This window comes from Paenibacillus sp. JT22N1, assembly GCF_059692155.1.
Genome location: NZ_JCAUAW010000001.1, coordinates 487,056 through 500,716, shown reverse-complemented (window position 1 = coordinate 500,716; position 13,661 = coordinate 487,056). Strand labels below are relative to the sequence as shown.

Below are 13,661 nucleotides of genomic sequence, written 5' to 3'. Positions count from 1 at the left end.
GAGCCCCTCTCCCAAATCCTTGAGCTTACCTTCTTATTGTAACTTGTGTGCACCGAATAGAAAAGAGAACACCTTCGAAGCCCTTACAATCGATTCTATCCCTCACTCGCATTTTCCTTTATAATAGAGTCACTACATGTCGAAAAACAGGGTATTTTGGAGGAAAGTATGAACGTTGTTGATCTGCTTTTCGGTGATTTAGCTTCATTATTATCGAATGCCATTATCGTTGTCATTGTTGCCCTTATGTTCGTGATCTCTCTTCGATTATTTCTAGACCGTCGCAAAAAAGGCTACATGTCGATGACCATTTCACTAGTTATTGTAGGCATTCATTACCTATTACAATTATATTTATCACTCAGCGCAATTGATACAAGTTTAACCGCCTACATGCTGCTAATGCTTAAAATAATATCCTTCATCCTTATTAATATGGGGATCTATCAATTATACAATCGCACGAATCGTAAACAGTACATATTCTTCTATGGCTTAATGATTATGGGTTTTGTCGTCTCTATTCTTCATTTCAGTGTGCCAAATATGTATAGCGGGACGCATGAGCAAGTTAGATTGCTTCAGGATATTGGTCTTGAGCTCTATGTTTTTGTACTAATCTTTCTTTGTTTCTACACGATCCCACCGTACATCGGCCAACAGATCAAATATCAAATGGCACTGACGGTTTACTTTTTCATCCAATCAGTCCACCTTGTAAATGCCTATATGTATGGGAACGTTCAGCCTTTGTTATCTATTGCAGCCAATGTCTTACCGATTATTTATTATTTTCTATTGTTTATGCTGCTCTTTGAACGTGTTGTAGAGCTTATGCAGGCCATTTATAATTCATCCATAACAGACGGGCTTACACGTCTATATAATCGCAAATTTTTCTATAACCGTGTTACCCAATATGTTGGACGGCATTTGCCTGTGTACATTTTGTTTAGCGACATTGATAACTTCAAGAAGTTAAATGATACCCAAGGTCATCAGATGGGAGACGATGTGCTCAAGCAGGTTGCCTTGATTATGAAAGAAGAAGCCGAAGAATGCGGCATTGCCGGCCGATACGGTGGCGAAGAGATGGTAGTCATGGTGACCGATCCTAGTGTCAAAATGGATGCCTTTGCGGAACGTGTTCGCAGTCGAATCGAAAAGGAAACGATTGTAACCGCTAGTATCGGTTACAGCAAGTACAAGAATGGCCTAAGCGCCGAAGAGCTCATAAAGCAAGCGGATGAAGCCATGTATCGAGCAAAAACAAGCGGCAAAAATAAGGTAGTGAAGTATGCCTAAATTGGCAAAATAAATAAGGGAAGTTCCCAGTAGCTATAGGGACTTCCCTTATTTATTGCGATAAAACCTTACTTATGTAAGTCTTGTGAATGACTGTTTACTTATGTCGTGTTGTGATCTTACAGAATGACAAAAAGAAGAGCGATAACAGCAGGCAACCCCTGTACCAGTAAAATTGACTTTTTCGCTGTTGCCCCGCCATACAAGGCAGCAATAATGACACAGATTAAGAAGAAGATCTCGATGGAACGACCAATAGATGCATCAGGATGAACGAGCCCCCAAACAAGACCAGCCGTAAGAAATCCATTGTATAAGCCTTGATTAGCAGCAAGTGATTTGGTTTCCTGGGCTTGTTCCTTCGTTAAGCCGAAGGCTTTCAAACCACGAGGTGTCGTCCATAAAAACATTTCCAAAATTAGAATGTAGATATGCTCTAGAGCTACGATGCCAACAAATAGGGAAGTTAACATAATTACCTCCTCCTTTCACAGTCATTTTACGTTAAAAGATGTCTCTTGGCTACACAGCAGATTGCCTTCATCTCACTTCATTTCCCGATCACATATGTACTTACCTTGAAGTAAGCGTCGCACCTCCAGGTAACTTAATCACCTATTTGTCAGTTCTTACATTAACCGGGGAATATCTTTATACTATAGATAGTTCTTATCCCACATTGCACTAGGAGGTTAACAATCATGCAATATCGCAAACTCGGTAACAGCGGTCTCAAAGTCAGTGAAATCAGTCTTGGCAGTTGGCTCACATATGGCGGTTATGTCGGGGATGATCCTGCCGTCCGTTCTATTGAACAAGCTTATGATTTGGGTGTTAATTTCTTTGATACAGCTAACGTATACGAGCGTGGTGAAGCAGAAAAAGTGATGGGCAAAGCACTCTCTTCCTATCCAAGGGAATCCTATGTTCTAGCCACAAAAGTTTTTAATACGATGGGCGATGGTCCTAATGATCGCGGTTTATCCCGCAAGCATATTAAAGAACAGGCCGAAGCCAGTCTACGTCGACTGAATGCGGATTACATTGATATTTACTATTGCCACCGTTATGACCCTGAAACTCCGCTAGAAGAAACTTTGCGTGCATTGGACGATTTGGTCACACAAGGCAAGGTACTCTACATTGGTGTCAGCGAATGGACGCCAGCTCAGATTGTCGAAGCATATGCCATTGCAGACAAGCTTCTGTTAGATAAGCTCATTGTCAATCAACCGATCTACAACCTATTCAATCGCTACATCGAAAAAGAAATTATCCCCCTTGGCGAGGCTAAGGGATTCGGTCAAGTTGTCTTCTCACCGCTTGCGCAGGGGCTTCTTACAGGTAAATATCGTGCAGGACAACCCATCGCAGCTGATAGCCGAGCAAGCAGTAAGAATTGGAGCGATAAGCAATTAAACGAAGCTTCTTTGAATAAAGTGGCACAATTATCTGGAATTGCTGATGAACTTGGCATCAAAGTCTCTCAGTTGGCCATTGCTTGGATTCTCAGACAAAACAATGTGGCAAGTGCCCTCGTTGGCGCTAGCCGCCCTGAGCAAGTCGTTGAAAATTGCACAGCTAGCGGCATCCGCTTGACGGAAGATGTGCTACAAAAGGTGGAAGACATCCTTCAAGGATAAGAAGTACACCGATTAAATTGATGAAAATCCCTTACTACGTGAGGGGTTTTTCTTTTTATGTTCGGATGCTATTTTGGAAACAATGAGCCCTAAAGATTTGAACGGTGCCATACACACGGCGCTCAATAATAGTTGAACCATTGGGAAAATCTGTTTGAAGAGGTGAAGTTGCCCATGTTGATACTTGATTCAATAAGATGAAAAACAGCCATTCGAGATGCATGCATCTCGAATGGCTGTTCACTTACTTATTCATTTCCTTCATGAACGTGCTCTTTGCAAAACGCTTCTACTGCGGCAACTTCATCATCCTCTAGATCAAAATCCAAATAGAGTTGTGTCGTTTTCTCGTAAAGCTCGTATTTCATAATTCCAGACTTTTCCTCTTCCACGCTATAGATCGCTCTGATATATAATCCGCTTTCCGAGTATAATTCGTCATCTTCCTCAACTTCAATATCAATGAGAAACTCATATCGCTGCCCCGTCAAAATCCCAAATGGATCTTTCACCAATTCCACGGTATAACTTGTCATTGTAAACATTGGACCACCCCTTTTCATCTGCAGGTTATAGTATACCTGAAAATAAGAAAAAAACTAAACTTTCGCGGAAGTATCTTTTCTTTTATTCTCCATCGTTACTCGACTTATTCTGTTTTCGCGACCAGTTTTTAGGATTTAAATACCGTCTATATTTTCTCGCAACTTCTTTACCTAGAATTATGCCGCCTGTCCAGAACGCAATCTCGCTAACGATAAGAAGACCGGCGATCCAACCAGCCATCCCACTTCCGGTATGAACGAAGAATGGAATCGTAAATGCCGACAAAAGTGCAATCCCAGAGACGATCAGCAGCGCAATGCCCAGTTTTTTCAAATCAAACAACCCCCTACTTTCAACTTCTACCTTTCAACTCTACTTGCCTTTTCCAACATTATCAAGTTTTATAGAAAAAACAGTTTACTCCCACAGATCAGAAAACAAACGGGTGCGAGTTAAATTTGGAAAACGGATAGAAAAAATATGGGTGCGGCTTGCCTGTGATTGGGCCATGACATGGATGTGAGTATCAGGTAGATAATCAAGAATATGTTCACTTGTGGGTGAATTGTTTGACCTGTCGTAAACCATGTGACGTGCACCGTTATTGGAGGGTATAGTGAAAAGTTTGGTGCGAAGGCAGGTAATAAGAAATCTGTTCAAATCCAACTCTGTGGAGTGATTTCGGACATATAAGCTGCTAATCTGAGGATCGCAGGGAACGAGGAGACGCTATTTCGGTGATTATGCCGACTATGAGCCGGTAAGCGGAACGTGGGGGCGCTATTTTGGCGTTTTACCGGTTCTTACGCCTCGAAAGTTGGAAATAGAGGCTCCTCGTTCCGCTAAAACGTGATATACGCGTTTTTGTGCAAAATAAGGCTTCTACGTTCCGCGAAAACTTGGTGATGCCAGGTGCCGGTTGAATTTGGGAAACGGATAGAAGAACTGTGAGTGCGGCTTGCCTATACTTGGGAATGTGACATGCACCTTTATCGGAGTGTATAGCAGAAAGTTTGGTGCGAGGGCAGGTAAATAGAAATCTGTTCAAATACTGATAAACAGCTGGTCGAATCCAACTCTGTGGAGTGATTTCAACATATAAGCTGCTAATCTGAGGATCGCAGGGAACGAGGAGACGCTATTTCGGTGATTATGCCGACTATGAGCCGGTAAGCGGAACGTGGGGGCGCTATTTTGGCGTTTTACCGGTTCTTACGCCTCGAAAGTTGGAAATAGAGGCTCCTCGTTCCGCTAAAACGTGATATACGCGTTTTTGTGCAAAATAAGGCTTCTACGTTCCGCGAAAACTTGGTGATGCCAGGTGCCGGTTGAATTTGGGAAACGGATAGAAGAACTGTGAGTGCGGCTTGCCTGTGATTGGGCCATGAAATGGATGTGCTCCTTTATTGGAGTATATAGTAGAAAGTTGAATGCGAGGGCAGGTAGAAAATCAAGAATATGTTCACAGGTGGGTGAACATTAATTGTTTGGCTACTTGCTAAGGAGCGGCTATATGGGAAAATCGACACGAAATGGACGGTTGAGGTTTACGGTTAGGGGACTGTTTATGCGAAAAAAAGACCGCACAGCCATAAGCTGTTTGCGATCTTCATTTTAAGCCATCTCGGTAATCTATCTGTTCGTTACTTAAGGCGCATTCGGTCCTACCTCTGTTACCACCAATGGATGTTTCCCAAAAGATGTGCTTGAAGACCGCTCATCTGCTCCAATATCAGTAGTGGAGCGTGTTTCTCCATCCATATCCTCTGTCACATAGGTGTAGGTTCCCAATGCAGCGTTTATCGCTGGACTGCCAGAAGACAATTTTTGCAACCCGTTAACGGTTGTAAACAACGGATTTATACCCCAAATTTGGGCAGCCGTCCTCGAACTATTATTGCTTACTGTGCTGCCGTACCCAATATTCCCTTCGAAGATGGTGTTCGTAGTCACAACTTCATCATAAAGGGTGCCCGTGGAATTTCTCACGATATTATTAGCCACTCTGCTGTCCTGAGTAGCATACGTTTTACCGGAACCAACAACAATTCCCGTCGTGCTGTTAACAATCGTATTGTTGACGACTTGCGCTCTGTAAATTTTCCACTGCGCTCTCAAGTCATCAGCCGTTGGATTTGGGGGATACCCACTCGTACCACCATCGTAATTACCATTGTCAAGAATAATGGCGTTAGCAGTAAGATTCTCCATGTAATTGTTGTATATCTTATGGTCGTTTCCATAAATACGGATTCCCGCTTCTTCCGTCTCTACACCATCGCCAAGGAAAAAGTTTCCGTAAAATGAGTTGTTATGCCCATGTCTGGAGGTGAGACCTCCTTTGGATGTCTTGAAGGTATTGTAGCGCACTGTGTTATTGCTGCTTTTCACAGAAACGATTTCGGGTTCGCCGTCACAGTTCTCAAATAGATTGTACTGGATGGTATTAAACCCATTGGACAAGGAGATACCCGATAATCCAAGGCGTATCGTTTCTTTGCCATTAGCAACCCATGGACCCACATCATGAAAATAATTATATTCGATGACGTCATACTGAGAGATGTTTCCGTTACCATCGCCTTGATAGGCAATTAGTGGATCCGTATCGCTCTTGGGACCGAAGTCATTATGGTCGATTCGATTATGATGACTATTGACTCCGCTAACCTGAAGCCAGATTAGGGTTCCTCCGGTTGCTTGTAGTGCAAATTGATTTCGAGTAACTCGAATATTATTCGATCCATCTAAGAGAAGAGCTGTATTTCCTAAGTTTGTAAATTTAAGCCCCTCGATAACGACATTGGACGAGTTTTGAATTTGGAGAGACGCCCCGCCAGAAATAATCGCCTGCCCTTGATTAGCTGCCTTGATCGTGATGGGGCTGCTCGCTGTGCCGTTTTTGTTGCTCAAGACGAAGGGGCCTGTTTGTGAGTAGGTCCCATTGGCGAGTATAATCGTCGTACCCGCACTCGCATTGATTAAGGCCGAAGCTAACTCTCCGGATGTGGAAACAGGAACACCAGGAGTAACTGGAACAACGCCATAGATTTCTACCTCATTGTAACTGTTCCATGCGTTGACGGAGTTGCCATGTCCAACAACTCGCACATAACGGACTGGAGTTACATCAGGGAAGTCAAAAGTCTGCAAGCTGGTATTCAAACTGCTGGTCACGTTGGACTGAACCGTTGTGAAATTCACGTTATCGGTTGAAGTTTGAATATCAAAACTGGATGTTCTTGTATCCCCGCTTAAAAATGCGATCTTAATGAAGGCAACTTTGACACTCGAACCCAAATCGTAATTGATCCATTGCCCATTGCCGTTAGCAGACCAGCGAGTGGTTAGGCTTCCATCAACCGTGTTAGCAGGCACATTCCCATCATTCGCACTAGCGGTCACGGAAGACCCAGGGACGGAGAACTTCGCATCAATGGAAGCGCTTACAGATGTGTCTCCGTAAATTTCAACCTCTGTGTAACTATTCCATGCGTTTACAGAGTTTCCATGTCCAACAATCCGCACATAACGGGCGGGGTCTACATCGGGAAAATCAAAAATCTGCAGGCTTGTATTCAAACTGCTTGTCACGTTAGCCTGAATCGTTGTAAAAGTAACATTATCTGTAGATACTTGAATATCAAAATTGGATGTTCTCGTATCACCACTTAGAAAAGCGATTTTAAGGAAAGATACTTTTTTAACGGAGCCCAAATCGAAATTGATCCATTGCCCGTCACCACTTGCAGACCAACGGGTCGTTAAGTTTCCATCCACCGTATTGGCAGGTACGTTCCCATCATCCGCACTCGCGGTCACGCCAGATGTCGCGACCGACAATTTAGCGTCCGCAGCATAACCTGAAAAAGGGATCATGGCAAGAAACAAACTAACCAATAACATTACAATGCCTGCTTTTTTTCTTTTTCCCATTCATACATCTCCTTTGATTTCATTTTCTCATCAACCAATCGCTTTAACCTTTGAACTCCTTTCATTGTCGTCGAGTGCGCACTCTCCCTCAATTTTAAATAAATCATGGAGATAATAAATCTTCATAATCGTAAATTCATCTTTAAAATCGAAACTCCACACCCTCATTACCTAATCTGGATATTCAAATATGGAAGTAAACAAAAAAAGGGAGTGTCCTTGGTTACCAGACATCCCTTTCGCGGCCTTGCCCCCACATTCTTATAACCAAAGCAGCGGTTGTCGGATGGCCATATTTCGACGCACCTCTGAACTCGTCGGGCTTTTATCCAGCTCGTGCCACAGCTTCAGCAAATCATCAGATTCGTAAGCAAGCCCCGCGAATAATAGAAATGATATCCCGACAGGCCACTCTTCAAAGAATTCCACATCATGTCTATAAGGCCATGCAGCTTTATTCATCAAATAGGGTGTCAGAAACTCGATTCCCCTCCGAATTCCCCTTCCATCGGGTAATTGATAATCCCATAGATTATCGTTCGGAGTCGATAGGATATGGCAGAGAGTGACCAGATTATCCAATGCGAAGATGGAATATGCGTAAGGCTTAGTTCGCGCCAATTCCTTAGGGAAACTGCCGTTCTGATCCATTTGTTCAGTCAGCAGACGTGTCTTGAATTGTTCCCGGCAATAGGCAAGCATTTGTTGATTCCCGGTCATCCGTCCAAATGCGGCTGCTTGCACGAACCAGCAGATCCCATGATTGTTGGACTCGTCCCTTTCCTCAATACCTTGATGGTGCGTGCTCATCCAATTCAAGTAACTGGAGAACCAATCCACGAGGCCCATCCTTGAAGATTCCTCCATACTCAATGCCTTTTGCAGAGCTTCTACGGCAACCGTAACGTCGATCAAGTGGAGCGTATCGATAATCCCGATTCCCCTTCCCTCACATATGCCGGGAATCGCTTGAGCATACAACAGATGCGGATTCATTCGGGTCTGTTCATCCAAGAAAAACCCCTTCAAAAGCTGTATCGCTTTGGCCGCATATCGTTCGTCTTCAGTGACCTGATAGGCCGAAGCCAATTTGACCACATGCGACCGCATAAGCCGTAGCATGCTTCGGTGATGATCGAAATTACCTGGATTACTTTCGCCATCGCGACGAATATACGGCAGTCCGTCTTCCGTATCCGGATTCGGCCACCAGTAGTCACCGTTCGAATAATAATCATGCAGGCCTCCAGGACTTCCAGGAGCAATATGCTCTGTTATATGTATCATCGGAGCGTGAAGCGATTCCTCCGCATCATGGAGAATTCTGTCCGTATCAAAGTAATCTTTCCATTGTTCCTTGTTTAACTTTAAGATCCCCATCATCAGGCCCCTCCCTGCAAACGAATATCCTTCTAAGATGCAACATTTGTAAAAGCAATTGGCCTATGACCTACTAATTCCATAATGAAATTAGCTAATCACAGGCCAGTTTTGCTAGAAAATACGATTTTTCCAGCCTAGCAGCTTCGCAATGGCTTCAACGTAATAATAGTCTCCATATATCAAGGAAACATCGATGTTCTGTCCGGCGGGGAAGTTGCCCGTTCCGCCAAGCAGGATTGCCTCATGCTCCGGTTGATCCCATGTCGCATAGTTCTGGGTCAAGGATAGCAGGATCCTTTCTGCTGCCCTCCGATAAAGTGCGCCCTCTACGGGTGGAAGTGCATCAGCCAGCTCAAGTAGACCTGACGCAGCGCAGGTTGCTGCAGACGTGTCGCGCGGGAGGCCATTCAATGATTCGTCTGCGCGGAAATCCCAATGAGCTACATAATCCTCTGGCAAGCAAGCTAGAAAATAGTGCGCTACGCGTCTAGCCGCATGGAGATATTTGGCATCCCCTGTGTAGCGATACGTGTTAGCCATGCCATGCAGCGCCCATGCTTGCCCACGGCTCCAGGAAGATTGAGGTCCTGCACCTTGCCCACCAAGAGATTCGATGAGTTCACCTGACCTTGGGTCAAAGCTAAGAATGTGATTCACAGATCCGTCTTCTCGGATAAAGTGTTTCACCACCGTATCAGCATGTGCCTTCCCTATATGCTCAAACCTTGGATCAGCAGACTCTTGTGCAGCCCAAAACAATATGGACAAATTCATAGACGAATCGACGATAGACCAACCGATTTTTTCTTGATTCCATGCTCTCAGAAACTGACCAGCCAGATTGAAGCGTCCAGTTAAGAAGTTTGCCGCGAACAGCCCCCGGCGCTTGCCGTCCTGATCGCCTGTCAGCTTGTATTTGATAATCGCCGTCGGCAGGAATTGAAAGCCTACATCATGATGGTAGTTGTTAGCCTCGATCATCTTCTTTTCAAACTTCTCGTCCCAGCTCCAAGCCGCTTTTTTGTAATGCTCCTTGCCGGTCATTTCGTGCATAATCCACAGGATGCCTGGCCAAAAACCGGATGTCCACCAATCGTGCCGCATATCATCGTAGATACCGTCTTCCTTAGCCACATGCGGAGATTTATCCCCAAGCTGTTCGATCATTCTATCTACTTTAACCTGCAGCGCCTCCCATACGAGGGGCAGTGCTTCCTTCATGCTTGCCGCGTTCTTCCACTTGTCTGCTTGAATCGTTGTCTTGTTCTCCATTCGATTCACTCCTTTGGTTTTATTGTAAAGTGATAAAAGCAGTAGCCAACCCTTCACACTTCGCGCTAACTACCGAAGTCGGTAGGTGAGCTACTTTGCCTGCTTTGAAAGCAGCCATGGCTGGTCCACCCGCAGAGATGAACGCGGTCTCACCGATGGCAGCTGCACTTCCACCCTGCGGATCGATATAAATCCCCGCACGTCCAGTTGCCAGCTGTACAAGCCGCGAACCATGGATCGTGCCAAGACCATCAAGCAGCTTGCCATCGCCGCTAAGTCCGAAACGAATGAAATGAGAAGCATCTGGACAAAAAACACCCTTCTCGTCAAATATACGCGCTTCCACATAGATACGACCATCGTCCTGCTTCACTGCCGTAAGCTGAAGCTCCGTCGGCTCACCCCATGTCTCTGTCTGGTAGTTGAAAGTCAGCTCATCCTTCACAATGATGCCTTCCTTCTCAGCGATGACCTGCACATGGTTCATGCCAGGATTGAAGGCAGTGTTCCAACGTAGACCCGCACATGGAAAGTCTTTGGAATCTCGCTGTTTTACCCCTAAACTAACTCCGTTAAGAAAAAGCTCCGCCTTAGAGCAGTTGGAATAAACCTTTAGGCACTTCTGCTCATCCTCAGCACCCCAACGGACTGGCATCGTGTGACCGTAGATACGCACCATGGGTTCCTTAGACCAGTAGGATTGAAATACATAAAAGGCTTCTTTCTTCGTCAAATCACGTTCAACGATTCCCTTCATATTCAAATACGGAATCGGTGAATCCGGGCGGACTGGCGTGGCGAAATCCTTGAAGGACCATTGTGCTGCACCTGTCAGCCAATCCATCCCCTCTTGGCATTTTAAATACCAATCGATCATTTCACAGAAGTACGTCTCTGACCAATCCCCATCCCGAGAAACTCGCGTTTCGCCTCCAGTCAGTAAATAATCCCCATCTCGCTCTTCGGTAGCTCCGTTTCCGCGAGGGATATACTCGAAACCGGTGTATGTTTTCTCCACATGCCGAGTTGGCAAATTATCAGCCCCCCATTCCATATGGAAAAAGGAGTCTACCTGTTCAAAGGCCATCCTGGAGCTTTTCTCATAGTCTGTGTATATGCCTCGATACCACCCTGCCCAAATGGATGGCGAGTAGACATCAATAATATCTTTGCAAAACTCACATCGCCGTATCGCAGTCAGTCGCCCTGCATCCAACTGGTGTGACAGGTCATGAAGCTCTTTCATAAAGCCACGGATTTCTTCCTGATCAAAATAATCAAAATCGCATTCCCAATCATTTTCATTGCCAAGCCCCCAAAGAATCACCGACGGATGATTGTAATGCTGAGAGATCATGGCACTTAGCATATCGCGACATTGCTCCCGGTAAGCTTCGCCCCCTAACCCTCCACGACACCAAGGGATTTCCTCCCAAACCAATATGCCGAGCTCATCGCAAAGATTCAGTACAATTCTCGATTGCTGGTAATGCCCCAGCCGAATAAAGTTAGCACCCATGCTCTTAATCAATCGCATTTCTTCACAAATCATCTCTTCGGCCATCGCAGGCCCAACACCGGCATGATCCTCATGTCGATGTGTACCGCGAAGCAATAACCGCTCACCATTAAGCTTGAAAGGGCCTTGCTTCATGAACTCAAAGAAACGAACCCCGAATTTCTCGTTAACCGTAGTCTCTCCATGGACACTCGAAAGAGTCACATGACAACCATACAAGACTGGTTGATCGGTCGACCAAAGCTCAGGGGTATCAAGCTCAAACACTGTTAGCTCCTTATCGCCTTCCCATGGCATTGAACTCACACTTGAAACCGCTATCACTTTGCCCGTTGGGTCCGTTAATTGGATCGTCAATTGCAGGTTTTCGTTCAAGCCCTTCGGATTATATAACGTAGCGCGAACTTTCACCGTACAGGAGGATATCGAATCCGAGCCGGATACCATCGACTTTTGCAAGGCTTGTGTGTCTGTCTCGATATGTACTTTCTCCAGCGACATCGTTGGCACATAGACCAGATTCAGATAGCGATACACACCGCCATATAGATGGAAATCACTAGCATCTGACGGAATCGTCTCAAGCTCACGGCTGTTATCGCACATGACGGCTACGGCGACTTTACCCTCATAGCGTTCAATTTCCCGCGCTCGTGCAGCAGCTTCCGTAATATCAACCGTAAATTCATCATAACCACCAAGGTGTTCGCCCACCTGCTCGGTATAAACAAATACGCTAGAACGCTGTCCAGCTCCTTCGAAGTGCAAAAGCGTTCGGCCGTTAGGATACGGATTGTTCACCTCCAGCTTTGTGCGATACCAGCCTTGACCTTGATAGTACTTACTGTCTGGGTCCATCGTATCCAAAGCATTGTAAGAATGCGGAAGCTCTACTTGCTTCCATGGGACATTATAGTGATTTTGGAGCTTATCGCCTCGCCATACCTCCCACACGCCTCCTAGACTACCACAATAATGCTCCCAATTCTGATTCAACCGTTGACCAAGCAATGTCTATCACTCCCACCGAAATTCTTGCCCTCAGTATAGCAAAAATCAATCGAACAGAGTGTAGTGCTCTTATGATAAAATGTTGTTGTATTATGATTTAACAGATTAGAGAAGAGGGGAGTCATTCGTCCATGAAGGTAATGAATTACTTGAACCTTAATCAACACCCTGCACATCTTCAATTTTACCGAAATCGTACAAATGCATTTGCTGAAATCTATCACGCACATCAAGGTATGGAAATCCTTATCGTCCACGAAGGCACCGGTACAGTCATTGTGGAACAACAAATTTTCGACCTGGCTCCTGGTATGCTCTTTTACTTCAGACCTTTCCAGCTTCATCGGATTCGTATGAACGAACTAGCCCAGCAAACGTACATCCGATCTTTTTTCCTATTCGAACCTGCACTGCTTGATAGCTGTTTGGCGGCGTTCGCTTCCACACGTGAATTTTTCCAGAAGCTTTGGAAGGACCCCCTGTCTATTCAAAAGATAAGCGGACTAGACACGGAGGCTCTGCATAACTTGCTTCAAGCGCACCATCATACAATTGAGCATGCCAAACCGGAACATTTGCTGGAAGAGCAATTGTTCTTCTTGACCAACTTGATGCATCATTTGAAAACTTCCTATCCATTAACCGGGTACAACCTATCCACTGAACTCAGTTCCAAAGTAAAGTCCTCATCCATTGCTGAAAAGGTCATGGAATGGATCGAAGTCCATTACATGGAGCCATTTGAGCTTAATCAACTCGCACAGGCCATTCATTTATCGCCAAATCACATATCAGCTGTCTTTAAGCAAATCGTAGGCAGCAGCATTACCGAATATTTGACCGCTAGACGTATTCGTCAAGCTTGCTTATTGCTTAAAACAAGTGACATCTCTATTCAGGGAATCGGGCAGGCTGTAGGTCTGGGGAACTTCTCTTATTTTTGCCAAATGTTCAAGAAACACGTGGGATTGACCCCCTATCAGTTTAAACAGGCGTCAGACCAACCATAAATCCTTTAAATGTGGAGCGTTGGCAGATTTGAATCT

10 protein-coding genes are annotated in these 13,661 nt (G+C 45.0%); 3 read left to right on the top strand and 7 right to left on the bottom strand.

From position 1 onward, the window contains the following. Window positions 1-168 precede the first annotated feature (168 nt). The gene (locus AC58UU_RS02310; protein WP_497312583.1) at window positions 169-1,305 is read left to right on the top strand and encodes a GGDEF domain-containing protein; all 1,137 of its coding nucleotides are present in this window, start codon (window positions 169-171) and stop codon (window positions 1,303-1,305) included. A 119-nt stretch (window positions 1,306-1,424) separates the two neighbouring features. Here the strand turns inward: AC58UU_RS02310 and AC58UU_RS02305 are convergent, their stop codons facing one another. Further along, on the bottom strand, window positions 1,425-1,778 hold the full coding sequence (locus AC58UU_RS02305; RefSeq protein ID WP_497312581.1) for a DUF1304 domain-containing protein: 354 nt from the start codon (window positions 1,776-1,778) through the stop codon (window positions 1,425-1,427). Between the two features lie 228 nt (window positions 1,779-2,006). On the opposite strand from AC58UU_RS02305, the gene AC58UU_RS02300 reads away from it, so the two are divergent. After that, window positions 2,007-2,948, top strand: a complete 942-nt coding sequence (locus tag AC58UU_RS02300) for an aldo/keto reductase family protein (RefSeq protein WP_497312579.1) — start codon at window positions 2,007-2,009, stop codon at window positions 2,946-2,948. 248 nt (window positions 2,949-3,196) lie between these two features. Here the strand turns inward: AC58UU_RS02300 and AC58UU_RS02295 are convergent, their stop codons facing one another. The 6 genes from AC58UU_RS02295 to AC58UU_RS02270 all read right to left on the bottom strand — a co-directional run bounded on the left by AC58UU_RS02295 (window position 3,197) and on the right by AC58UU_RS02270 (window position 12,615). Next, on the bottom strand, window positions 3,197-3,493 hold the full coding sequence (locus AC58UU_RS02295; RefSeq protein WP_307440635.1) for a DUF6509 family protein: 297 nt from the start codon (window positions 3,491-3,493) through the stop codon (window positions 3,197-3,199). Between the two features lie 82 nt (window positions 3,494-3,575). Further along, complete coding sequence (locus tag AC58UU_RS02290; RefSeq protein WP_497312577.1) at window positions 3,576-3,827, bottom strand: transporter suffix domain-containing protein; 252 nt, start codon at window positions 3,825-3,827, stop codon at window positions 3,576-3,578. Window positions 3,828-5,141: 1,314 nt separating this feature from the next. Then, entirely contained in the window at window positions 5,142-7,430 is a 2,289-nt protein-coding gene (locus tag AC58UU_RS02285; protein ID WP_497312575.1) for a chondroitinase-B domain-containing protein, read from the bottom strand. A gap of 261 nt (window positions 7,431-7,691) precedes the next feature. Next, window positions 7,692-8,813: an alginate lyase family protein gene (locus AC58UU_RS02280; protein WP_497312573.1), complete on the bottom strand. Its 1,122-nt coding sequence runs from the start codon at window positions 8,811-8,813 to the stop codon at window positions 7,692-7,694. 111 nt (window positions 8,814-8,924) lie between these two features. Then, on the bottom strand, window positions 8,925-10,034 hold the full coding sequence (locus tag AC58UU_RS02275; RefSeq protein WP_497313138.1) for a glycoside hydrolase family 88 protein: 1,110 nt from the start codon (window positions 10,032-10,034) through the stop codon (window positions 8,925-8,927). A gap of 70 nt (window positions 10,035-10,104) precedes the next feature. Next, on the bottom strand, window positions 10,105-12,615 hold the full coding sequence (locus AC58UU_RS02270) for a glycoside hydrolase family 2 TIM barrel-domain containing protein (RefSeq protein WP_497312571.1): 2,511 nt from the start codon (window positions 12,613-12,615) through the stop codon (window positions 10,105-10,107). Window positions 12,616-12,746: 131 nt separating this feature from the next. Between AC58UU_RS02270 and AC58UU_RS02265 the strand changes: the two genes are divergently transcribed. Further along, a complete protein-coding gene (locus AC58UU_RS02265) occupies window positions 12,747-13,625 on the top strand; it encodes a helix-turn-helix domain-containing protein (RefSeq protein ID WP_497312569.1) in 879 nt (292 codons plus the stop codon). Window positions 13,626-13,661: the final 36 nt, after the last annotated feature.

Coding starts and splice junctions, on each gene's coding strand:
- AC58UU_RS02310 (WP_497312583.1), top strand. CDS start 169: ATGAACGTTGTTGATCTGCTTTTCGGTGATTTAGCTTCATTATTATCG.
- AC58UU_RS02305 (WP_497312581.1), bottom strand. CDS start 1,778: ATGTTAACTTCCCTATTTGTTGGCATCGTAGCTCTAGAGCATATCTAC.
- AC58UU_RS02300 (WP_497312579.1), top strand. CDS start 2,007: ATGCAATATCGCAAACTCGGTAACAGCGGTCTCAAAGTCAGTGAAATC.
- AC58UU_RS02295 (WP_307440635.1), bottom strand. CDS start 3,493: ATGTTTACAATGACAAGTTATACCGTGGAATTGGTGAAAGATCCATTT.
- AC58UU_RS02285 (WP_497312575.1), bottom strand. CDS start 7,430: ATGGGAAAAAGAAAAAAAGCAGGCATTGTAATGTTATTGGTTAGTTTG.
- AC58UU_RS02280 (WP_497312573.1), bottom strand. CDS start 8,813: ATGATGGGGATCTTAAAGTTAAACAAGGAACAATGGAAAGATTACTTT.
- AC58UU_RS02275 (WP_497313138.1), bottom strand. CDS start 10,034: ATGAAGGAAGCACTGCCCCTCGTATGGGAGGCGCTGCAGGTTAAAGTA.
- AC58UU_RS02265 (WP_497312569.1), top strand. CDS start 12,747: ATGAAGGTAATGAATTACTTGAACCTTAATCAACACCCTGCACATCTT.